The following is a 22,070-nucleotide window of genomic DNA, read 5'->3' on the forward strand; positions in this document are numbered from 1 at the left end:
TTTTTTGGTTAAGCTAAGTGATGAAAATTGCATAAACATGACTAAAATAACTCGAGACTTGAAAGCATGATCGAAGCATTTTTAAAAAAACTTCCCTTTTACGACAAGAAATGGTTTCAGTTTGTTTTATTTGTCATTCGACGTTTTGAAGCCGATCGCTGCCGTGAACAAGCAGGATCATTAACCTATACCACCTTGTTTGCAGTGGTACCCATGTTGACCGTATTCTTGGTCATCATCTCCTCAATTAAAGCTTTAGAACCTGCTCGTCAACAGCTTCAACAATTGATTTATAGTAATTTCCTACCGAAAACGACAATTGCTTTTGATAAAGCACTGAATGCATTCACCGATAAATCCAGTAACTTGACCGTGATAGGTGTGCTGTTTTTATTCATTACCACAGTCATGATGCTGACCAGCATTGAGACAGTATTTAACCGAATTTGGCGGGTGCGTGAGACACGTGGCGGCATTATTGGCTTTATGCGCTATTGGACTATTATCTCATTAGGCCCAATCTTACTGGGTAGCGCATTTGTTGTGTCATCTACCTTGGCCTCTATGAATGTCCTCAGCAATAATTTTGCCGGCTATGAACTGGATGGGGCTTTTCTGCTGTGGATCTTGTCTTTTTCATTGACCATTTTAGGTTTTTTCATTCTGTATTGGACGATTCCCAACCGCAGTGTGCCGATTAAGGCGGCGCTGATCGCGGGTGTCTTTAGTGCCGTGGTATTTGAACTGCTCAAAAACCTCTTTGGTTTTGTCATGTCAAATTTCACCAGTTATCAAATTGTTTACGGAGCTTTTGCTGCGGTGCCAATTTTCCTACTTTGGATATTCCTTTCATGGAATATCGTGCTGATTGGGGTAGAAATTAGTTATGCACTGACCGCTTTCAATTCGGGCAACGATCAAAAACGTCATCCTGTGATTATGTTGATGGATTTGCTTGAATTATTTTATAAAAAGCAAAAACTCGGTCAGAGCGTGACAGAAAAAGAAGCACTTGAGGTTTTAGGGCGTGACGAAATCGGCCGCCTGCCAAGCTATATTTTATTGTTTGAAGAGCAACACCTGATTAAACGTACAGATGATGATCATTATGTTTTAGTTCGTAATTTAACCCAAGTGGACTTTTGGAGTTTTTACAGTAAGCTGCCCTATCCGCTCCCTAAACGGCAAGATTTAGGTCGCGTCGATCCAGATGATGTTTGGATGGAAAAAATTGGGCCGCAACTGGTCGAATCGGATGATTATCTCGCGGCCAAACTCTCGATACCGCTTGCGACTATTTTTGAAGAAAAATAACCGTATAAATTGAAAGGGAGAACTGCAGTTCTCCCTTTTAATTTATACATGATATTAGATCGCTGTGCACTGATGTCCCATCAATTTAGACAACCACCGATGCAAGGTTACCGTCATCACTCCAACCATTACTAAGGCCGTTCCCAAAATAAAGTTCAGTTCAATCGTTTCGTTTAAGATCAATACGCCAAAGACCAGTCCAAAGATTGGGGTAAGGAATGAAAAAACGCCCAGACCATTGGCCAGATATTTACTTAACAGCCAAAACCAAAGCATCAGGCTAAAAAATGAAATAATGAGCACATGAAAAATCATACTGCTGATGGACAACACCGTCCAATGTACAGTCATTTGTCCTGTCAGCCACGCCACGGGTAATAAAAATACACAACCACCAACCAACTGATAAAACAAGGTCTGAGTCGGAGGTGCATCAGAGAGTTTGGTGAGTCTTAATGAAATGGTGGTCAAGGCCCACATCACCCCAGCAAGTAATGCCATCGCATCACCCAACAGGGCTTGAGTGTTGACTGTAGTACTACTTTCACGTCCCATAAACGACAGTACTATTCCTGAAAAGGCAATAAAAATACCGACCCATTGGATCGCTGTAAGCTTTTCTTCAGGCAACTTCCAATGTAAACCTAATGCCACGAATATCGGTGCGGTATAGAGCAAGACAACGGTATGTGATGCAGAGGTATAGTGCAGGGATTCTGCCACTAAAATAAATTCGGCTGAAAATAAAAACGCCAACCAGATACCCGGCAGCAAGTATTCTCGAGTATATAAATGTGTCCCCGGCTTAAGACGAATCAGTGGAAAGACCAACAGCGCAGCCAAACCCGATCGAATGGCAATTTGCATGATCGGCGCAATATCAACCGCGGCCAATTTCAAAATGACCTGTTGAATCCCTAAAATCATGCACAAAATAATCATCAGACCAGAAGCTTTCGCATCTAGCGCCTTACGCTGTTCCACACTATTTACTCAACAATACGACAAGCAACACTATAGAACTGTCAGAAATAAAATATATACTTCAAAATAGACAAGTGATCTTCTTATTCAGGCAAAATTTCTCATGCGTCATAAAGCTCGTGTAGATCATACGCAGTTCCAACAACTTCCCACCAACGATGAAATTCAAGCAGCGCTATGGATCAGTTTTCGTGACGATCCTGCACTGTCTGTTTATCCCGTCCATGGGCATGCTTGGGGCGAGTTTGTCTATGCCTTTAATGGCGTGATGGAAGTGAACATCAATCAGATAGACTATATTACTCCACCGCCTTATGGCATTTGGCTTCCTCCACATTTAGAACACAGTGGTTTAAATCGTACTGCGGTTTCACATGGAACCTTATATGTACATGAATCGCTATGTACTCACTTACCGAAACAACCAGGGATTTTACTCAGCTCGCCCTTAGTCACCGCGATCTTCAGCCATTTGCGTCTGTTGCACCAACAAGCCGACCTCTTGGAAAATACCGCCGAATATCAACGCTTACTCCATGTGATCTTAGATCAACTACATCAAGCCAAATTGGTCAGTAGCTATTTACCGCATTCGGAACACCCTGCCCTCAAACAACTGCTTGATTATTTACATCAACATCCTGCGGATCAGAGCGCGCTTGAGCAATTGGCACAGCGGATAAACATGACGGAACGTACTCTGGCACGTTATTGTCAAAAAGAACTTGGGATGTCGCTGCATGAATGGCGACAACGCCTCAAAGTCATGAAAGCCATGTCGATGCTCAACGCAGGTCAAACCGTCGAAAATATTGCTTTAGAACTTGGTTATGCCAATGCCTCGGCGTTTATTAATATGTTTAAAAAATGGATGCTTTGCACCCCAGATCAGTTTAGAAAATCTGCTTTAAAGCCCTAAATGTGTTTAAATTTAGCCGCAAGGATCTCTATAAAGTGATTCAACAATCCGCTAAGATCAAAAAATCCACGAAGAATGATAATGACTCCATTTCGAATGAATAAAAAAACAATTTTAGCGCTGTGTTTATCTGCCGTATTTTTAACGGCTTGTAGTTCCAAAGAACAGCGTGAATTTAAATCTGCACTCAAAATAGCTCAAAGTGGTGATGCGACTGCGCAAATGAAAGTGGGTGATTTATACCTCAGTGGAACGGGCACAGAACAAAATATCGAACAAAGTGTACATTGGTACAAAGCTGCTGCGGATCAAGGCACTACGGACGCATTCGCATGGTTGATGACTCAAGCCTATCAAGGCAACCCACATGCAGAGCAAGTGATTCGAAAGATGCAGCAAGATGGCAATATTTTCCTTGCACACTGGGTGCTAGACCTTGCAAAAAAGACCCATGATCCTGCTGCTGAATATACCGTTGGTTGGATGTACGACACTGGAAAAGGCTTAATTCAAGACAAGCACCAAGCGCAAATTTGGTATGAAAAAGCAGCCAAACAAAAGAATGTCGAAGCGATCAAAGTCTTGGGAAATCAACATTATTTTTCTGAACATCCTTCGTCAACACCCGACAAAGCAGCTGAATATTTAAGCTATGCCGCAGAACAAGGGCAAGATGCTGACGCGGCGATGAAAATGGCACATTATTATCATTATGATATTCGAGATGGTGAAAAAGCGCGACAATGGTATGCCAAAGCAGGTGCATTGGGAGACACCGACTCACAGCATATGGCCGACACCTATGAAACATGGAAAGACACTGGTCCTTTACAACCGAATGAGCCACCGCCATCAAGCAGTACCGAATAGATCAATCAAAAAAGGCTGCATTAAGCAGCCTTTTTTGTATTTTTTTCACAGATTATTTGACAAAAGTTGTCCAAACAAAATCCTGATTTTTGCCTTTTAGGGTCATTTTCAACTGCTCACCTGACTGTAGTGCCGCGACACCTGCAGGTGTACCCGTCATGACCACATCACCCGCCTCAAGACTAAACACTTGGCTAATATCGGCCAACAAAGTACCCACATCAAAAATCAGCAATGCAGTATCACCGTTCTGGCGCAGTTCATCATTGATATGCAAGGTGTAATGCACATTTTTCCAATCTTGAACCACCTCTTGGACATCGACCCAATCTGCAAGGATGCAAGAACCATCATAAGCTTTGGCACGTTCCCACGGCTGACCTTTTTTCTTTAAGTCATCTTGTAGATCACGCAAGGTCAGGTCTAGCCCCAAAGTCACAGCTCCGACTGCTTCTAAGGCTTTGCGTGGATCAGTTTCAGCCGATAAAGGTCGATCAATACGTAAACTTAATTCGCATTCATAGTGGCAACTGCCCCATGCAGGATTCCATGAGATGCCTTGGTCTAATGCGGTTAATGCACTTGGCGGCTTCATAAAAAGGACAGGACGGTCAGGAATTGCATTGCCTAATTCTTTGGCATGATCTGCATAACTACGACCGACGCAAACAATTTTAGATGGACGTGACTGCATACTACTCCCTCTTTTGTTATGAATAGATTGTCTTAGTGTTGAAAAGTATTGCTAAAAGTCGCTTGGTCCGTAGTATTTTTAAATGCACTTTTCGGCACAATAATCACGGTTTTATTTTTCAGCTCAAGCATATAGGTCAATTTGCCTTCAGCAAAATTTGCCACTTCAGCATAATGAAAGACATTCTTACGCCCATTGGCATGAATTTCTGCATAGTCTTGAAATAAATCAATACCTTGTTCACTTTTGCCCAATTGGTATTTTACAAACTGGCGTTTAAACATCATCGGTAAAAACCAATAACGCATGATGCCTTGAAGAAGTAAAAAGAAAGCGCCCAGCCCAACATAGTAGGCACCAACACCATCTACACCCAAGTAAAAACCCCAGATGATAATCCCAAGGCTAATCGCTGGCGTTAAAAAACGCGTAAATTGCTTTTTGCCAAAAGTTGCTAGTGCAAAACCATCCTGTGATTCTTCTAGATTTAAAAAATAGCGCAGCGATAATGCAGGTAGATTCTCAGACATAAGCGTATGAATATTTAAAAATGAATTGCGCTAAATACTACACCACAATTCAAACTTGCTTCATGCTTTTTAATGGTCGGTTGTAACACTTCACTACTTCCCTTCCCTCTAGAAATACGTTAAAAACAGCAACAAATAAAAGATTGCATACGCAGGATGTGACATGCAGATAACAAAAATAATCATGGTGCTGGTGTTTCTGAGTGGACTGAGCATATCGACCAGTTGGGCCAAATTCGTTCAATGGCAACCCCAGATCCCTAGTAGTTTGGACTTATTTAATGGCAATGCCAAAGCCTTGGCAAATCTTGCCGGTGATCACATCGTGATTTTTGCACATCCTTCACAGCAAATTAGTCTACCCACGATGAAAGCAGGACAAAAAGTCGTTGGTAAATTTCAAAGTGCCGCGGTGGTTGTCCCAACCAACAGTAAAAATGTCGCCAGATTACTCAGTAATTATCCAAACTACGCCGGCTTATTTCCCACGCTAAAATCTGCTGAGGTTTTGCAACAGCAAGGTTCAACCAGCCAAGTTAAATATCGCATCCACATCCCGACGCCGATTCCGGTTTTAAACTTTAAAGAAACTGTGGTGATGCAGCACCAAATTCAGCACAACAGCATTAATAGTTTGGTTCTAGAAGCACCAGTGCCCTTTGGTGCAGGGAAAATTGAATGGTTTGAGATTGATGCACAACACACCTTGATTAGTGTGACCCAATGGGGCGATTTAAATCAGCCCAAAGGTTTTTTGTTTAGCAAAATATTAAATGCCTTACCCGATGCCAAATTAGGGATTCCTGCGGGAACCAATGGTTTTTTACTCGAATCATTACAGCGCCGATTTAAAGCCTTTAGTAGTGAAACTCTCGCTGCAAATCAATTGCCTGAACTCAAATTGAATGCCTCTCAACTCGACAAAATCACCCAATTAAGTCAAAGCTCGAAAGAACCTGTGTCCTTTATTTTGACAGCGCAGCGCGTTCCCTTTGGGCAAAATTATGAATTGATGCGCTTTAGCACCAGTTTTCAATATTATGCACAAGAGCCTTCGAGCTTACAGCGCTGGATTAATGTGTCTTCGTTCAAGCACTTATTTCCAAGACAAGTCAAACATATGCAAGTGCAGAAAATTAATCCGCACCTCATGGATGCCGACTATAAAATTTCGGTGGGTTTAGGTGTGATCAATATTCCCTTTGATTTTAAGATGCGTTTTAACTACCCAGACTTACTGCAAAATCAATACACCGCGACAGGTGGGGACTTAAAGTTTGTCCGAGGTGCCATGCATATTCGCCCCTTACAACAAGGGTCGTTATTACAATTGACCAGTGCGATGAAGATTGATGACAAAGCACCGTTTTTACTTCGTGCTATGCGCAGTATGCCGTATCACGACATGTTGCCGGCTTTAGGCGGAAATACGGTCTTTGCACTTAAAGTTAAACAGAAGTTAAGTTAGAACCTTGATTGATGAGCTGAATTTATTGTTTTTAGCTATATTTCAGACACAAAAAAACCGCAACATATGCGGTTTTTTCAATCTTGATCAAGTTGGTGCGCTCAGAGAGATTCGAACTCCCGACCCCTTAGTTCGTAGCCAAGTGCTCTATCCAGCTGAGCTATGAGCGCGACGTCTTGATGAGGCTCATTATACGTGATTTTTATTTTTTGTTAAGAGCTTTTTCATATAAATTTAACCAAACGCACAGCAAATAAACAATTACCCTTTAAACACGCTAAAAATCAGCTAGATTTACTTTTTTAATGGCTTTTGCATCACAAGTTTGGAATTTAAACTTAGCAATACTCACGTATAAATGCTCAAGATAGATAATAAATCTATCGCCATCATTGAATCACTGCTTTAACTCACTCAATTCTTTTTTAAACTTTGATTTAAAAAAATTGCATCACTATGAATATCTGAAATAAGCGTTAATCTGTTGAAGAAAGCAAATGGAATAGAACGCTTTATAAAAGCAAAAGACAAAAGACAAAAGACAAAAGACAGGCTGCATCAAAACGATAAATCACAGGCACAAAAAAACCGCAACATGTGCGGTAATTTGTTCAAGTTGGTGCGCTCAGAGAGATTCGAACTCCCGACCCCTTAGTTCGTAGCCAAGTGCTCTATCCAGCTGAGCTATGAGCGCGTAACTTGTGTCGTCTTAAAAGACTACGTTTTCAGATTTACTTATTGGTGCGCTCAGAGAGATTCGAACTCCCGACCCCTTAGTTCGTAGCCAAGTGCTCTATCCAGCTGAGCTATGAGCGCGACATAAGTAAATCGTGGCGGTGAGAGAGGGATTCGAACCCTCGATACAGTTGCCCGTATGCATCCTTAGCAGGGATGTGGTTTCAGCCACTCACCCATCTCACCGTAACGTGCCGCCATAATACAAAGATCATGATACGACTGCAAGCACAGTCGTTATATTTTTTTCATTTTTTTACTCAATTAGATATTTTTTAAACGATTTTCAAAAAATTAGTGCAAAATTAGTTCAGCACGCGCTGCTGTCCCCTACTTTTCAGCTTTAAACATTATAAAATATCGGCATAAAACACTTTATTGCAATCAATTGCGTGCAGTATCTGCTTGCATGACTTATGCTAATCCTAATCTTCTGATTTGAAGCCAAATACATATGAAAAACTGGGTCGACCCTGAAGCAAAAGCTGAAGCCGAACGTTATGACAATCCAATTCCAAGCCGTACTCTAATTCAAGAGACGATTGAACAACTGAAAACTGCAATGTCGCATGCCGATCTTGTAGAACATTTTGAAATTGCCGATCAAAAAAGTATTGATGCACTGAGTCATCGTCTGATTGCGATGGTTCGAGATGGTCAGTTGATGAAAGATGGATTTAAGTTCCAGCTTGCAGCTGAGCAACCGACTCATGAAGCAACGGTTTATATCAACTCAAAAGGTTTAGGCACAGCCAATATTAGTGGTGAAGATGACCTTTTACTTCCTGAACGTGAGTTGCGTCAGGTGTTTAATGGTGACCGTGTTAAAGTCCGCCAAACGTCGGTAGACCGTAAAGGCAAGGCATGGGGCTTTATTACTGAAGTTCTACAGCATCGTGTCAAAGAAATTATTGGTAAAGTGTCTGAGTATGAAGGTGAATATTTTATTCAGCCGGCAAATCCCAATGCACACCAACCGATTACTTTAGAAAAAGAATTAATCGAACATGCCAAAGTCAAACTCGGTGACTCTGTGCGTATTGCGATTGACAGCTACCCAACCAAAGAAGAATTTGCGACAGGCCATATTGTTCAGTCGATGGCTGATAAAGCAGACACTGAAATTATTATTCCGCAAACCATTTTAGAGTTTGGTTTACCTTACGAATTCCCTGAAGCGGTACAACAAGAAGCTGACAGCTTTAAAGAACCCTCAGAACAAGACCGTGAAGGTCGTGTCGATTTACGTGATTTAGCGCTTGTCACCATTGATGGTGAAGATGCCCGCGACTTCGATGATGCCGTGTATGCGGAAAAACGTCCAGGTGGTGGTTATCGTGTTGTGGTGGCAATTGCCGATGTCAGCCATTATGTACGTCCGGGTAAACCACTCGATGACGAAGCTCAAGAGCGCGGTACATCGGTGTACTTCCCTCATTTTGTATTGCCGATGTTGCCTGAAGCGCTGTCGAATGGTTTATGTTCTTTGAACCCACACCTAGACCGCTTATGTATGGTCTGTGATTTAAACTTATCTCGCGCGGGTCGTGTTACCAAGTTTGAATTCTATCCGGGTGTGATGCATTCAAAAGCTCGTTTGACCTATACCCAAGTTGCCGAATATTTTGAGGGTAATAGTCAAGCCATTCCTGAAGACCGTGATGTGCGTAAATCGGTCAATACCCTATTCCAATTGTATCAAGTGTTGAAAGGCTTACGTGCTGAACGCCACGCGATGGAATTTGAAACCGTTGAAACTTATATGACTTTTGATGAGCTTGGCGGTATTAATGAAATCTTACCGCGTAGCCGTAATGATGCACATAAGTTAATTGAAGAATGCATGTTGTTGGCAAACGTCGCAGCGGCAGAATATGCATTAAAAAATGAAATTCCGATGCTGTACCGTGTGCATGAGCCACCTGAGTTTTCACGTATTCAAAAGGTTCGTGATTTTGTGAAGTTATTGGGGCTGCCATTCCCTGAACAGCCGACTCAAGCTGACTATCAAGCCGTGATTGATGCCACTAAAGACCGTATTGATGCTCCAAGCATTCATGCCGTTTTACTCCGCTCAATGATGCAAGCTTATTATGGCGCGAACAATGCAGGTCACTTTGGCTTGGCTTATGAAGCGTATACGCATTTCACATCTCCAATCCGTCGTTATCCAGACTTGTTACTTCACCGTGCCATCAAAGCACAATTGAAGAAAAAGCCTTACCCAATTTCTGGTGCTTCGCTGGATGATGCAGGTGAACACTTCTCTGCGACTGAGCGCCGTGCAGATGAAGCTTCTCGTTCTGTCACTACATGGTTGAAGTGCCATTACATGCAGCAGCATTTGGGTGAAGAGTTTGTCGGTACCATCAGTGCAACTGCTGAATTTGGCCTGTTTGTAACGCTCAAAGACTTATATGTTGATGGCATGATCCACGTCAGCCAATTGGGTGATGACTTCTTTGTCTATGACCAACCAAGTCAGAGCTTAATTGGTCAATCTCGCGGTCAAGTTTTCAGTCTCGGCGATGAAGTGAAAATTAAAGTTGCTGGTGTAAATCTAGAAGAGCGCAAAATCGACTTTGAATTGATTCAACAATTGAGCCATGCAGGCCGTGCTATTCGCGCGCGTGCCCCTCGTGTTGCAAAACCCACAGCCAAAGAAGAAGTCTTTTCAGAGCGTAAAACCAACGTTGCTGAAGATGGAGAACAGCCCATACGACGCAAAAAGTCGAAATCTAAGCCCAGTTCATTCGGTAAAAAGCCTGCTAAAAAATCTGCAAGCAAATCTGAAGCGAAGGCTAAAGATAAAGTGAAGAAAAAATCTAAACCGAAAAAGAAAAAATCCAATGCAAAATCATCTGCGGATTAAGGTTTAAATCAAGAGCGCTTCGGCGCTCTTTTTTGATTCTTAAGATCAGTGAAGACTTCGCGCCCTCTGCAGAAGATGAATAATTCCTGATTTAGTCTTGATTTAACCCGCAACAAACCCTACATCTATAAATAACTCAGGATTTATATGAAGTAGAAAATATGACTTTAGAAAAGGCAACTTTGCCTGTTCCACAATTTGACCAAATTACCCTTGCAGACTTAAAACAAAAGATTGAACAGAGCATTGCCCAAGGTCAGGCATTTTTAAAAGAATTAACGGATGTACCCGAATCCGTACAAGCACAACTACAAGTACTCGAACACGTCGATACCCTTGAAAATAACATGAGTGAAGCATGGGGCGTGCTGTCGCATCTGAACGCCGTGATGAATAATGCTGAAACTCGAGAGCTCTACCAATCTTTATTACCCAGCCTGAGTGAGTACTATACGCAGCTAGGTCAACATACAGTGTTGTATCAAACGTATCAGCATGTACATGACAACAGTGTATTCGACACGCTTCCTGCAGCACAGCAAAGCGCGATTAAACTTGCGTTACGAGATTTTAAACTTTCAGGCGTAGCCTTAGAAGGTGAAGCGAAAAAACGCTATGCAGAAATATCTGCACGACTTTCACAGTTATCATCAGACTTTTCCAATCACGTATTGGATGCCACCCAAGCCTACTTCAAACCTTTAACTGAAGCGCAGCTCAAAGGACTACCTCAAGGCAGTATTGAACTTCTGAAACAATATGGTCAGCAACGCGAACTCGAACAGGCTGTAGCCACACTCGACTTCCCGTCTTATATTGCCATTATGACCTATGCAGAAGACCGCGAAGTGCGTGAAGCACTCTATAAAGCCTATACCACACGTGCTTCTGATCAGGCAGACTCTGCTGAATTTGATAATACAGCGGTCATGGAAGAAATCTTGAAACTACGTCAGGAAATGGCTAGCCTGCTTGGTTTTAACAACTATGCCGAATTGTCTTTAGCAAGCAAAATGGCACCCGATGTGGCAACTGTAGATCAGTTCCTGATTGAACTGGCAGAACATGCGCGTGCGCCAGCAGAGAAAGAAATCGCTGAACTGAAAGCCATTGCAGCGCAAGACGGTATCACTGAGTTGCAACCGTGGGATGCCACTTTCTATTCAGAAAAACTCAAAGTTCAACAGTTTAATTTGTCACAAGAAGACCTGAAGCCCTACTTCCCTGCACCTAAAATTATTCAAGGCTTGTTCAGCATTGTAAATCGTCTCTATGGCATCAATGTAATCGAGCGTGAAGCGCCTGTTTGGCATCCCGATGCACGTTACTTTGAACTTGAAGATCAAGGCAGCGTGATTGGCGGTTTTTACTTTGACCTGTATGCACGAAGCGGTAAACGTGGCGGCGCATGGATGAGCGGCTTCCGTTCACGCATGCAAACTGAAAATGGTCTGCAAAAACCAATTTGCTACATGGTCTGCAACTTTACCCCACCTGTCGGTGAGCAAGCTGCTTTACTTACCCATGATGAAGTAACGACGTTGTTCCACGAATTTGGTCATGGCTTACATCACATGCTCACTGAAGTCGATAATATTGCTGTGGCTGGTACCCATGGCGTGGCGTGGGATGCAGTAGAGCTACCAAGTCAATTCATGGAATTTTGGACTTGGGATCAAGAAAGTTTAGATTTACTCAGTGAACATATCGAATCAAAACAAACTTTACCAGCCGATCTGCTAAAAGCACTGCAAGATGCACGTTTCTTCCAGTCTGGGATGCAAACTTTACGTCAAATTGAATTTGCCATGTTTGACTTAAATATCCATAAGGCCAACCCTGCTTTGGACGCTGCAGGCATCCAACAAACCTTAGATGATATTCGTCAAAAATATGCAGTTGCACCCACTACTTCGTACAACCGTTTCCAACATGGTTTCAGTCATATCTTTGCAGGTGGTTACGCTGCTGGTTATTATTCATACAAATGGGCAGAGGTTTTGGCAAGTGATGCCTTCGACCGATTCGAAAATGAAGGAATTTTTAATACTTCGACTGGCAAGTCGTTTAGACAATTTATTCTAGCAGTTGGCGGAAAAGATACGGCACTTGACGCATTTATCAATTTCCGCGGACGCGAGCCAAAAATAGATGCTTTGCTGCGTCATCAAGGTTGGACGAACGCATCTAAAAACGCTTAAACTAGGGACCTTAGTTAGATTCAAGGTAAGTATGATGACCATTAAACGACGCTTCATTGCAGGTGCAAAATGTCCAAAATGCCAAGCGATGGACCGGGTTGTCATGCTGACCTCTGGCGAAGACGAATGGATCGAATGCATTGATTGTGGTTACAGTGAAAATCGACCGACTCATGTCGATCAACCTGAACAACCTGCCGTGCCAGACGATATCGGTGTGATCCAATTTAAGCCACGTCAGCCTAAATAAAAATTAAGGTCACATAATGCTAGTAGATCAAAGAAATAATCCAAAACTGTTAGTTGGAATCATTGGGGGCTTAACGTTATTGATTGCTATCTTTTTTGCATATCAATGGTTAAGCAGCAGTACAGCTGATAAATCTGTACTTCAAGAAGAAATGGTCGCTGCACCGGCTAAACCGCCTGTTGCAGTCCCTGTCCAATCTGAAACTGAAGCATCAGTCCCTACCGCAGAGACTGACACCATTAAATTGGTCGAAGAAGACATTTTAGATGCAGCTGTGCCTGAAAATGCCTCTTTAGCCAAAGAAGAAATTGCCAAATTAGATGACATTCAACAGCAATTGAATGATCAGGAACAAAGCTTAAAACAGCAGCATTCAGATGCAGATGAGCTGATTAAACTGAAAGAAGAACAAATTAAATTACTCGAAGCCCAGTTAGCACAACAAGCAAAATAACCGACTTCTGCTACACCCTGCGTACTTATAGGCTAGAATATCATCAGATTTTTTAGCCTTTTTGTTATGTCCACTACTACACCACAGAATATCCCCAAAGCAATTGGCTTTCTCATGCTGTCAGCGCTGCTTTTTTCCATCATGGGGGTTTGTATACGCTACGCATCTCACACGGTAGATAATGCCACCATCGTATTTTTTCGAAATGCGGTTGGCTTATTGATCTTTCTCCCTTTGATCCTGCAAAAAGGGAGCACATTTTTTAGAACTGAAAAACTGTGGATGCATACATGGCGTTCAATCGTAGGCTTGGTGGCAATGTATGGCTTTTTTTATGCCATTGCACACTTAAAACTCTCCAATGCCATGGTCTTCACCTATTCCTCACCGATCTTTATCCCCTTAATTGCATGGTTATTTTTAAAAGAAAAAATGACCCTGAGTATGCTCATTGCCGCAGTCATTGGTTTAATCGGCGTGCTCTTCGTCGCAAAGCCCGATGCAGGAATGTTCAATCAGTTATCACTCATCGGACTGAGCGCAAGCTTCTTGGCAGCCATGGCATTTGTCACTGTCCGTGCGCTTACAGCAACAGAACCGCCTGAACGCATTGTGTTTTATTTCTGCTTTTTTGGCACACTTATTTCCATGATCCCAATGTTTTGGCTCTGGCGTCCCTATAGTTTAAAAGAGTTAGCTTTTCTGATTACAGCGGGACTTTTGGCCAATATCAGTCAAATTTTTATGTCCAATGCCTATAAGCTCGCACCCGCAGGTCAAATTGGCCCCGTGAACTATATCACGATTATTTTTGCAGGTATTTGGGGCTTTGTTCTTTGGCAGGAACTGCCAGACATTTACAGCCTATTCGGCTTTGCTTTTATATTTTTAGCGATTTTGCTCTGTAGTCCAATCCTACAAAATAAGTTTAAAAAGTCATAAAGATTCAAACCATTTACCATCAAATGCACAGCCCCTTATTCAATAAAAAAGCACCCGAAGGTGCTTTTTTAATGCTTCAAAATTAATTTATTGATACCAACCAAACAGCTTAAAGAAATACGGCAGATACGCAATAATCAACATTGCAGGGAACAGCACAATCAGCGGAAAAATCCAACGTTCATAACGGTAATAAAACGACAAGTGACGAACTTCAGCATCCGCTTCATTGACTTCAGCATCCCCTATCGACTGTCGGGCCAAGAGGTGGTTCAATGCAACTGGAGGCGTAACATAACCTAGCTCAAAACCAATGAGTGTAATCATCCAAAAATGCACAGGATGAATACCGTATTGATAGGCTACAGGAGCAATAGTTGCAGAAATTAAAATGACTGCGCCAAACGGATCCATAATCATACCCACAAAGACCATCAATCCGACAATCAATGTGATAACCAAAAAAGTACTGCTGATATCAGTTGGGAATAAACTCATGACTTCAGTACGCTCTAGCAATCCACCAACGCTTACCGAAAGCGCCATCAAAATAACCAAAGCACCGATATGTCCAACGGTTTCACTGGTCGAAATATGCATCGACTTCCAAAAACCAACTTGACGTAGAATCTGCATAGAGCTGGATTGAGCCACTGTATGATTCGCAGCCTGCCCATCATCTGTGCTATTGCCATGTAATCCTTCACGGTATTCTGCATGTGCAACCTGTGCGCCGGCTAAAGCAGGTTCAGCATTCGCACTATAATTTGCTGTTAGTGTTTCATCCCAATGCCCAACTGCTGACAATGGTGCTGGCTGATGACGTAATTTATCCACTAAAACGATCATCAGCAGAATAACAGGCATCATGACTGGTGCAGTAAATTCATTTAAATCTGTATTCAATAAATATTTATAGAACATCCAGATCAGCACGAAAATCACAATATAAGGAATAACGGCTAAGAAGGCACGTCCTGACTGCGGCGCTGCCACATTGGCTTGAGCAATACGGAACTTATGTTCTGCAAAAAATAACGACACAATTAAAAACATCGTAGATGTCAGCAAGAACGTATAAATACCATATTGATAAAGCAGATCCGTGGTCACTTCTTTATTTAGCGATGCAACAACCACAATCAATAAGCATGGACGTAAAACCACCCCAAGCGAACCGGACATTGCTGTTGCAGCCAAGGCAAATTGACGGCGTCCGCCAGCGTTCCACACTTCCTTATAAATAATCGCGCCTGCCGCAATGACAAAGATCCCCGATGCGCCAGTATAGGCTGTAGGCAATGCTGCTGCGATTAAAATCAGCCATGTTAAAGTCTCAGGAGCTAAGTTCCATGGGCGTAAAATATTCAAGAATAAATCTACGACACGGGTTTGCTTCAACAACATACCCGCCCAAATGAATAACGCTAGATTCAGGAAAATACTTGAAAACTCGACCAATTGCCCTAAATAGATGCCTTGCCCCATCGGGTAGTCCATAAAGAAGATAAAGGCGATACCTGTAATCAACGCCATATACGCATATAAAGGCACGCTTAGGAACGCGAAACTAAGACTACCGCCCTCTTTGGCATCTTTTGGCGGACTAAACAATTGCAAAACACTGATCAATGTCAGGATTGAGAACAGCGTCATCCACATCCAATAAATCAGTTCAGTTTCGGTGGTCATTGGAACTCCCGAATTTTTCACTGAATTGAATTGGCTGATACTTGAGTAGGTTAACAGTCCATTACCGAAGCTCATCATCAGGCTATAAACACGATAATCCTTCTTGGTTGCAGGACCGCGTAGACCAATATGATGAATTTTCAATGTCGCACTAATCGCAGCTATAACCACCATAAAAATCAACAAAATGGCGCGATTTTCAGTACCAAATTTAAAGATACCGAAGAAGCTTGTTTCAAAATTACGATAGGCGCGAATACTCGGATGCTTCTCCATATGTTGCATGGCTTTATCATAAAATTGATACTTTTCTTCACACTGCTGCACACTCGCTAAAATAGACGAACGAACGTCATTCTCAGATGCCGTACCAAAAAAATCAGCAAACTCATCTGCTGCATTGGCTTGCATTTGAGTTTTCACCAACGCATCGACATTCGGGTTACGGTCACATTCAGGCTTGGCAGGCTCAGCCCTTAAAAAAGAGTACTGCATACCTGTTGCAGGGTCACCATACAGTCGCTCTCCCATACGGAGCAACTGCCCATGGATCATCTCCCCTGTACCGATAATTAGTGTAAGCAGAAGCAAGATCAATACGACTAGAGTCGAAATCCATTCTGTCCAGACATAACGTAACAGACCAACGATGCTGGATCTGTTTTGTGCATCATTTTGCATGAGTCTTCCTATTTTTATTTTGGAGCCTAGCTGGACTAAGCATCCTCTTCCTTATCGGTTCGAGAAGTTCCTTTCCCTGACCTAACTGTTTTATTATTACGTTTAAATTTGCATCAATATTCAAAACATTAAAATGACAATATGTATTTTCTTTTCGGTTTTTTTTGTCAACCCAATCACCTAAAGTGAGCTAACGATCCCAGAAATAATTGCCAACAAGATAGAACAAGGCGATGATAATGCCCCAAATCACCCCCAATAAATGTGCTTCGACTAAAATGGGGCTTCCAATTAATTCAGCCGTTCCCGTATTGCCCACGGTATTTTCCCACACCAATTTTGCCAAAATCAGCAACAATACAAAGGCTGCAAAATTTCGCTCCCGTTTATACATCAAATGCACACAAGCGACCGCGACATAGGCACCATGTAAGACACCAGATAATCCGGCATAGGCTTCAATATCGGGTAAGAAAAAATAGAAACTTAGACTGATTAAAGGAGATAAAATCAATAAAATGGCAACAAAATGCCATGTCGAAACTCGTGGGAAAATAAACGGTAAGCAAATAAAGGCCAATATATTTAAAACAAAATGAATCCAACCGACGTGAACCCAATGTGCGGTCCATAAGCGCCAAAAGTCATGAAATAAATCATCTTGCCAGTAGATAAAATAATCTTTAAATACCTGTAGCGAGGCACAGATCGAAACGAATACGGCAAGAAAGACAATTTTCGGTATTAAAAATTGTAGTTTCATTTTCGCTCCTCCTGTACCTCACTTTTAAACGCTATTGCAAAGATTAATTTGCAGCTGTGCCACTGGTTTCAATATCACCACTAAACAAATCATCGAGTTCAGAACTATTGGCACTTTCATCCCAGAAATGTTCCATACCATCATCAGCCGTACGAACGCCTGTATGTTCAGTCCAATAACGATCTGAAATCCCTTTCACCATGCTTTCAGCCATGCTATCGATGAGCTTAAATTGTGGATTAACAGGTTTCTCATCGCTACGCGCTTGTGCAAAGGTACGTAAGGCATCACGGATTTTCGCATCATCGCCACTGGCTTGTGCAGCAACCGCATATAAAGCATGTGACAGTCTCACACCCTTTTGCTCACCAATTTGCGTAGATTGTTTCAATGTTTGGTATGGATCAGGTTTTCCATCACCTGCACCCGGCAATAACGTCCAGATCACAGCGCGGGTTGCATTTGGTGCGCCCCAGAATTTTTCATTATTTAGACATACCATACCGCGTTCAACAATCGCAGCAATGTCTTTTGGAACGTTTACCGCCCCACCTGAGTTAATATCATTGGTCATGGCCTGTAAGCCACTTAACATTCCCAACATATACACTGTTTGGTCAATGTCGCTGTTCATTTTTGGACAGCCTTCACCTAGACTTTTCTTATACTTCTTTTCAAAACGATCTTGAAATAATTGATAACCGGTATATTGACGCTGTGCAGCAAGTGCCGCCCAACGCTTTTGCTCAACACGAGCATCCTGTGCTTCGGATACTTGGTTAGCTTTAGATGCACGTAAATAGCGTAACTCTGCATCCAAGGCTTTTTGTTCTGCACAAATCCCTGCTGCTGAATACATCAACACAGCCACACGTGTTGGGTCTGCGCCCATATCTTTGGTGGCCATAATGGCTGGAGTTAATGAATTACCTGAATTACACACCATTTCAGCATCTTCCATGGCTAAAATTGGTGGCACAATATGTTTTTCTGTAAATCCGAGTGCAACATTAGCACCGGTTTTTACAACCTGCGAACAACCCGCGAATAATGTACTTGTTATTGCTACAACTGCCACACCCTGGCATATTTTTTGGACGCTCGACATTTTCCTGTCCTCTATAATTGTGTTTATGTCCATCACGACAAACATATCAGAAGCAAAAAATGAATAAAAGAGTATTTGCTCTAATTTGAACGACACACTGTGCCATGAATCACATTGAATGCAATTGACTGATTTTTTACAAAGACTAAATTTTAGGCAAAAAAAAAGTAGCATAGCGACGGTTCGGCACATGCTACTTATTAACTGTGAAAGCGTTGACTGCTTATTTTTGAGTTAACTGTTCCTTCAGCACTGTTCCTAGTCGTCCTATAACAATTGCTAACACAATCGCTATTACCAGAAACATCCAAGTTGGCATCATCATGATGATTTCCTTTAACGGCTGTTGGTAAGGCTAATATATAGGCAGAGAATCACCGCACAGCTTAAAATTGTCAGACAATTTAAATATTTTGCCAATAAATTTCAATCCTGTCAGACAAGATTATTTTACCCACAATATAAGATAATGAAATATTTGCATTTTATTGAATTTTAAAAATAAAGGCTGTCTAACAATTAGATCATTTTGGCCAATACTTTGAGTGATTTCCACTGTTTCAATGACAATTGATCGCGCCAAATAATCACTGGTTTTGCACGTGCATGCATAAAATACACCACAATATACATTTGATGATCCAAAATATGGCTTATTTGAACGCGTTGCACCGGGCGGTTGAGTCGTTGCAAAGACCAATCAGTTCCATCCAAATAATCTAGACTGGTGACGTGTAAATGCTTACGGAAAAACAGTACATAAACCACTAGCCCGATGAGGAAAAATATCCCCCAAAGCATGGGTGTTAGTAACTGATAAAGCAGCGTCATCAATACCGCAAAAATAAAAAACTGAAACGCATGCGATAAAAAACTGCGTTTCAGTTTGAATTGCCGATTATCCATGAACGTAATGTTTTAATTTTTGAATAAACGTTTTTAATTCAGGACGTGGCGGTTCACTAACTTCCATAAACCAATCCAACAAATCTGGATCTTCTGCAGCAACGAGTTCTGCAAACATGTCTTTTTCAGCTGCATCGGCTTGTAAATAGTAATTTTTGACGTAGGGATCAAAATAAACATCAATCTCTTTTAAACCACGACGTGCACGGTAGATCACTTTACGCTCTTCTAAGCTGATTTCATCAGTCATTGTCTTCCCCAATCGTTGAACACGTCTAGTGTAACTCATCCACCCCATTGAAGTGGAGTGTTTTCACAGATTGACCGAATGCTTCATCGCATTTCCTGCTTTTGAATGTTCTGCACATTGCAGTCACTCGCTGCATCTTATAAGTTGAGACAAAGCCATAAAAATGAATAGGATATTCAAGATGCAATCTGGAGCGATTCGCCCACTCAACAACATGCTGCCACGTCAATTATTTAATGCAGAACATGATGCATTTCGTGAAACAGTACGAAAATTTTATGAAAAAGAAGTTGTGCCCAATATCGAAAAATATGAAAAACAACAACATGTTGACCGTGACTTATGGAATAAAGCCGGTGCCATGGGCTTGCTTTGCCCGACCATGCCCGAAGCTTATGGCGGCTATGGTGTAGACCGACTCTATAGCATGATTCTGATTGAAGAGCAGGCCTATGCCATGGACTCCTCTACTGGCTTTTCACTGCATTCCGACATCGTGGCCAATTATATTCATAACTTTGGCAATGAAGAACAAAAGCTGCATTGGCTGCCGAAAATGGCTTCTGGCGAAACCGTGACTGCCATTGCAATGACCGAACCGGGCACAGGTTCAGACCTACAAGCCGTACGCACAACTGCTACAGAAGATGGTGATGACTATATTATTAATGGGTCAAAAATCTTTATCACCAATGGCTATTTATGTGACATGGCAATTGTGGTCTGCAAGACAGGTAATAGTGAAAAAGGTTCAGCTAATTTATCGCTAATTATCGTCGAGGCAGATCGCGTCGGTTTTAGCAAAGGCAAACCTTTAAATAAAATTGGCATGAAAGGTCAGGATACCTGTGAACTGTTCTTTGACAATGTCCGCGTCCCTAAAAGCAACTTACTTGGCATGCAAGGTATGGGCTTTATGATGCTGATGAAGGAATTGGCTTGGGAACGTATGTTGGTCGCGATTATTTGCCAAGCCGGTGCAGAAGCAGCCTTTGCGCACACTGTTCAATACACCAAAGAGCGTAAGGCATTTGGCAAGACCGTATCTAGTTTCCAAAACACCCGTTTTAAATTGGCAGAGCTACGCACTGAAATCGATTTTTGTCGAACTTATCTAGACCGATGTATGGAGCTGCAACTTGAGGAACAGCTCGGTATTGACGCAGCCGCAGCTGCTAAATACAAAATTTCAGAAATGTTCTCCAAAGTCGTGGATGAATGTCTGCAGTTGCATGGCGGCTATGGCTATATGCTTGAATATCCAATTGCACGGGCTTATATCGACAACCGTGCCAACCGTATCTATGCCGGTACCAATGAAATTATGAAAGAGCTGATTTCCCGCTCTTTATAACAACAAAGCCCATCATCGGATGGGCTTTTATATTCTTTCGATATCAACTTAAATCATTCACAAAATCACAGATGAGTGCAGCGACCAATGCGGGTTGCTCTTTGTGCGGCATGTGATGAAGCCCTTCCAAAATCTCTAGCTCAGCATCACCTTGTATACCCGAAAAAAGTTTCTGAGCTTGTGCTGTCGTCCCGTATTCATCCAGTTCTCCATGGATGATCAAGCTTGGACACTGTACTTTTCCAACATATTGCTCGAGGTTCCATTGACGAAAACTCGGTGAGAGCCAAGTTTCAGTCCAAGCATCCAAAACCCATTGGGCTTTATCCCCATGGTATTTAGCCAAGCGTTCAAGCTGTCCCGGGCTGCGCAAAACCTGTTTTGGCTTCACGTATACCCGATAATGTCAGTTCTTCCACTTCATACTGCGCAGCTATGGTAATCAGACCATGACATTGTTCTTGATATTCAGTTGCAATGACGACTGACATTCCCCCGCCAACACTATGCCCCATCACGATAAACTGTTGAATGGAATAATGTTGAAGAAGTGCCTTAAAGCCCTGCCGCGCTTCAGCATAGACAAAATCTGTACTTAATAGATGAGGATTCGCTGACGATCGGCCAAAACCCAATCGATCATAGGCAATCACCGTTCTGCAAGACTCAGCAGCCAATTGCGCAGGAAAATCACGCCACAAATCAACACTGCCTAGTGAATCATGCATCAATATAATCGGAGCCAAAGTTGCATCTTTATCTGTAGTTTCAGGCTGCCAAGCTTTGGTATATAGCTCATAAGCATTTAATTTTATAAATTCTGAATGTTCTTGAATATTCACATTAACCCTGTGTGCTTTTCCTTATTTCAACATGATATATTTTTCAACAAATAAAGCGCATCAAATAAAACCCTAAAGTCACTCATCTAAAGCAAAAAAAAGGAGCATGATGCTCACTGCTGTCCCACAATTTTTCACAAGAGGAAGCTCATTTGAGCTTCCTCTTGTTTTATGGGTATTTTATCGGGTGAAAATAAAGCTTTTAAAGTTCTTCTTTCAAACAAATTCACTTGAATTATTC

20 protein-coding genes and 4 tRNA genes are annotated in these 22,070 nt (G+C 42.0%); 10 read left to right on the forward strand and 14 right to left on the reverse strand.

The window, feature by feature from the left end:
* Positions 1-66 precede the first annotated feature (66 nt).
* Complete coding sequence (locus FTT94_RS11510; RefSeq protein WP_078192438.1) at positions 67-1,314, forward strand: YihY family inner membrane protein; 1,248 nt, start codon at positions 67-69, stop codon at positions 1,312-1,314.
* 54 nt (positions 1,315-1,368) lie between these two features.
* Here the strand turns inward: FTT94_RS11510 and FTT94_RS11515 are convergent, their stop codons facing one another.
* Positions 1,369-2,298 carry a DMT family transporter gene (locus FTT94_RS11515; RefSeq protein ID WP_180170828.1) on the reverse strand — a complete coding sequence of 310 codons (930 nt, stop codon included), beginning with the start codon at positions 2,296-2,298 and terminating at the stop codon, positions 1,369-1,371.
* Positions 2,299-2,401: 103 nt separating this feature from the next.
* On the opposite strand from FTT94_RS11515, the gene FTT94_RS11520 reads away from it, so the two are divergent.
* Both FTT94_RS11520 and FTT94_RS11525 read left to right on the forward strand, forming a co-directional pair.
* Positions 2,402-3,217 carry a helix-turn-helix domain-containing protein gene (locus FTT94_RS11520; protein WP_180170829.1) on the forward strand — a complete coding sequence of 272 codons (816 nt, stop codon included), beginning with the start codon at positions 2,402-2,404 and terminating at the stop codon, positions 3,215-3,217.
* Positions 3,218-3,313: 96 nt separating this feature from the next.
* Positions 3,314-4,087, forward strand: coding sequence for a tetratricopeptide repeat protein (locus FTT94_RS11525; protein WP_180170830.1), 774 nt, complete (start codon positions 3,314-3,316; stop codon positions 4,085-4,087).
* 52 nt (positions 4,088-4,139) lie between these two features.
* Here the strand turns inward: FTT94_RS11525 and FTT94_RS11530 are convergent, their stop codons facing one another.
* Together FTT94_RS11530 and FTT94_RS11535 are read right to left on the reverse strand one after the other, a co-directional pair.
* Positions 4,140-4,805 carry a fumarylacetoacetate hydrolase family protein gene (locus FTT94_RS11530; RefSeq protein WP_373686033.1) on the reverse strand — a complete coding sequence of 222 codons (666 nt, stop codon included), beginning with the start codon at positions 4,803-4,805 and terminating at the stop codon, positions 4,140-4,142.
* A gap of 8 nt (positions 4,806-4,813) precedes the next feature.
* Positions 4,814-5,311 carry a YcxB family protein gene (locus FTT94_RS11535; protein WP_180170832.1) on the reverse strand — a complete coding sequence of 166 codons (498 nt, stop codon included), beginning with the start codon at positions 5,309-5,311 and terminating at the stop codon, positions 4,814-4,816.
* A 163-nt stretch (positions 5,312-5,474) separates the two neighbouring features.
* Here FTT94_RS11535 and FTT94_RS11540 point away from each other — a divergent pair, with 163 nt between their 5' ends.
* The gene (locus FTT94_RS11540; RefSeq protein ID WP_180170833.1) at positions 5,475-6,779 is read left to right on the forward strand and encodes an SRPBCC family protein; all 1,305 of its coding nucleotides are present in this window, start codon (positions 5,475-5,477) and stop codon (positions 6,777-6,779) included.
* A gap of 93 nt (positions 6,780-6,872) precedes the next feature.
* Here FTT94_RS11540 and FTT94_RS11545 read toward each other — a convergent pair.
* The 4 genes from FTT94_RS11545 to FTT94_RS11560 form a co-directional block, all read right to left on the reverse strand.
* Positions 6,873-6,949: transfer RNA gene (locus tag FTT94_RS11545), tRNA-Arg, on the reverse strand.
* Between the two features lie 447 nt (positions 6,950-7,396).
* Positions 7,397-7,473 (reverse strand) — tRNA-Arg (locus tag FTT94_RS11550).
* A gap of 45 nt (positions 7,474-7,518) precedes the next feature.
* Positions 7,519-7,595: transfer RNA gene (locus tag FTT94_RS11555), tRNA-Arg, on the reverse strand.
* A 15-nt stretch (positions 7,596-7,610) separates the two neighbouring features.
* Positions 7,611-7,700 (reverse strand) — tRNA-Ser (locus FTT94_RS11560).
* A gap of 268 nt (positions 7,701-7,968) precedes the next feature.
* Here FTT94_RS11560 and rnr point away from each other — a divergent pair.
* The 5 genes from rnr to FTT94_RS11585 all read left to right on the forward strand — a co-directional run bounded on the left by rnr (position 7,969) and on the right by FTT94_RS11585 (position 14,233).
* The gene (rnr, locus tag FTT94_RS11565; protein ID WP_180064809.1) at positions 7,969-10,386 is read left to right on the forward strand and encodes a ribonuclease R; all 2,418 of its coding nucleotides are present in this window, start codon (positions 7,969-7,971) and stop codon (positions 10,384-10,386) included.
* A gap of 161 nt (positions 10,387-10,547) precedes the next feature.
* Positions 10,548-12,587 (forward strand): M3 family metallopeptidase, encoded by a 2,040-nt coding sequence (locus FTT94_RS11570; protein WP_180064810.1) that lies wholly within the window; start codon positions 10,548-10,550, stop codon positions 12,585-12,587.
* A gap of 40 nt (positions 12,588-12,627) precedes the next feature.
* Positions 12,628-12,837, forward strand: coding sequence for a YheV family putative zinc ribbon protein (locus tag FTT94_RS11575; protein WP_171256675.1), 210 nt, complete (start codon positions 12,628-12,630; stop codon positions 12,835-12,837).
* 16 nt (positions 12,838-12,853) lie between these two features.
* Positions 12,854-13,291 (forward strand): hypothetical protein, encoded by a 438-nt coding sequence (locus FTT94_RS11580; protein ID WP_111885422.1) that lies wholly within the window; start codon positions 12,854-12,856, stop codon positions 13,289-13,291.
* A 66-nt stretch (positions 13,292-13,357) separates the two neighbouring features.
* Positions 13,358-14,233 carry a DMT family transporter gene (locus tag FTT94_RS11585; protein WP_180008432.1) on the forward strand — a complete coding sequence of 292 codons (876 nt, stop codon included), beginning with the start codon at positions 13,358-13,360 and terminating at the stop codon, positions 14,231-14,233.
* An 87-nt stretch (positions 14,234-14,320) separates the two neighbouring features.
* Here FTT94_RS11585 and FTT94_RS11590 read toward each other — a convergent pair whose 3' ends face one another.
* The 5 genes from FTT94_RS11590 to FTT94_RS11610 form a co-directional block, all read right to left on the reverse strand.
* Entirely contained in the window at positions 14,321-16,606 is a 2,286-nt protein-coding gene (locus FTT94_RS11590; RefSeq protein WP_180170834.1) for a TRAP transporter large permease subunit, read from the reverse strand.
* A gap of 190 nt (positions 16,607-16,796) precedes the next feature.
* Positions 16,797-17,369, reverse strand: a complete 573-nt coding sequence (gene rrtA, locus FTT94_RS11595; protein ID WP_180170835.1) for a rhombosortase — start codon at positions 17,367-17,369, stop codon at positions 16,797-16,799.
* A gap of 43 nt (positions 17,370-17,412) precedes the next feature.
* Positions 17,413-18,477 carry a hypothetical protein gene (locus tag FTT94_RS11600; protein ID WP_180010528.1) on the reverse strand — a complete coding sequence of 355 codons (1,065 nt, stop codon included), beginning with the start codon at positions 18,475-18,477 and terminating at the stop codon, positions 17,413-17,415.
* Positions 18,478-18,996: 519 nt separating this feature from the next.
* Entirely contained in the window at positions 18,997-19,383 is a 387-nt protein-coding gene (locus FTT94_RS11605; protein WP_078189263.1) for a hypothetical protein, read from the reverse strand.
* On the reverse strand, positions 19,376-19,633 hold the full coding sequence (locus FTT94_RS11610) for a succinate dehydrogenase assembly factor 2 (RefSeq protein ID WP_078189264.1): 258 nt from the start codon (positions 19,631-19,633) through the stop codon (positions 19,376-19,378). Before FTT94_RS11610 ends, FTT94_RS11605 begins: the two co-directional genes overlap by 8 nt.
* A gap of 181 nt (positions 19,634-19,814) precedes the next feature.
* Between FTT94_RS11610 and FTT94_RS11615 the strand changes: the two genes are divergently transcribed.
* Positions 19,815-20,987 carry an acyl-CoA dehydrogenase family protein gene (locus FTT94_RS11615; protein ID WP_180055988.1) on the forward strand — a complete coding sequence of 391 codons (1,173 nt, stop codon included), beginning with the start codon at positions 19,815-19,817 and terminating at the stop codon, positions 20,985-20,987.
* 43 nt (positions 20,988-21,030) lie between these two features.
* Here the strand turns inward: FTT94_RS11615 and FTT94_RS16845 are convergent, their stop codons facing one another.
* Both FTT94_RS16845 and FTT94_RS16720 read right to left on the reverse strand, forming a co-directional pair.
* The gene (locus tag FTT94_RS16845) at positions 21,031-21,378 is read right to left on the reverse strand and encodes an alpha/beta fold hydrolase (protein ID WP_373686031.1); all 348 of its coding nucleotides are present in this window, start codon (positions 21,376-21,378) and stop codon (positions 21,031-21,033) included.
* Entirely contained in the window at positions 21,338-21,829 is a 492-nt protein-coding gene (locus FTT94_RS16720; protein ID WP_373686032.1) for an alpha/beta fold hydrolase, read from the reverse strand. Before FTT94_RS16720 ends, FTT94_RS16845 begins: the two co-directional genes overlap by 41 nt.
* Positions 21,830-22,070 lie beyond the last annotated feature (241 nt).

It is taken from the genome of Acinetobacter sp. YH12027, assembly GCF_013420085.1.
GTDB classification, from domain to species: domain Bacteria; phylum Pseudomonadota; class Gammaproteobacteria; order Pseudomonadales; family Moraxellaceae; genus Acinetobacter; species Acinetobacter amyesii.

Bases quoted from the DNA above. Each gene is read 5' to 3' on its own strand.
- FTT94_RS11510 (WP_078192438.1), top strand. From the start codon at position 67: ATGATCGAAGCATTTTTAAAAAAACTTCCCTTTTACGACAAGAAATGG.
- FTT94_RS11525 (WP_180170830.1), top strand. From the start codon at position 3,314: ATGAATAAAAAAACAATTTTAGCGCTGTGTTTATCTGCCGTATTTTTA.
- FTT94_RS11585 (WP_180008432.1), top strand. From the start codon at position 13,358: ATGTCCACTACTACACCACAGAATATCCCCAAAGCAATTGGCTTTCTC.
- FTT94_RS11610 (WP_078189264.1), bottom strand. From the start codon at position 19,633: ATGACTGATGAAATCAGCTTAGAAGAGCGTAAAGTGATCTACCGTGCA.
- FTT94_RS11615 (WP_180055988.1), top strand. From the start codon at position 19,815: ATGCAATCTGGAGCGATTCGCCCACTCAACAACATGCTGCCACGTCAA.
- FTT94_RS11520 (WP_180170829.1), top strand. From the start codon at position 2,402: ATGCGTCATAAAGCTCGTGTAGATCATACGCAGTTCCAACAACTTCCC.
- FTT94_RS11590 (WP_180170834.1), bottom strand. From the start codon at position 16,606: ATGCAAAATGATGCACAAAACAGATCCAGCATCGTTGGTCTGTTACGT.
- rnr (WP_180064809.1), top strand. From the start codon at position 7,969: ATGAAAAACTGGGTCGACCCTGAAGCAAAAGCTGAAGCCGAACGTTAT.
- FTT94_RS11540 (WP_180170833.1), top strand. From the start codon at position 5,475: ATGCAGATAACAAAAATAATCATGGTGCTGGTGTTTCTGAGTGGACTG.
- rrtA (WP_180170835.1), bottom strand. From the start codon at position 17,369: ATGAAACTACAATTTTTAATACCGAAAATTGTCTTTCTTGCCGTATTC.
- FTT94_RS11600 (WP_180010528.1), bottom strand. From the start codon at position 18,477: ATGTCGAGCGTCCAAAAAATATGCCAGGGTGTGGCAGTTGTAGCAATA.
- FTT94_RS11570 (WP_180064810.1), top strand. From the start codon at position 10,548: ATGACTTTAGAAAAGGCAACTTTGCCTGTTCCACAATTTGACCAAATT.
- FTT94_RS11535 (WP_180170832.1), bottom strand. From the start codon at position 5,311: ATGTCTGAGAATCTACCTGCATTATCGCTGCGCTATTTTTTAAATCTA.
- FTT94_RS11580 (WP_111885422.1), top strand. From the start codon at position 12,854: ATGCTAGTAGATCAAAGAAATAATCCAAAACTGTTAGTTGGAATCATT.
- FTT94_RS11605 (WP_078189263.1), bottom strand. From the start codon at position 19,383: ATGGATAATCGGCAATTCAAACTGAAACGCAGTTTTTTATCGCATGCG.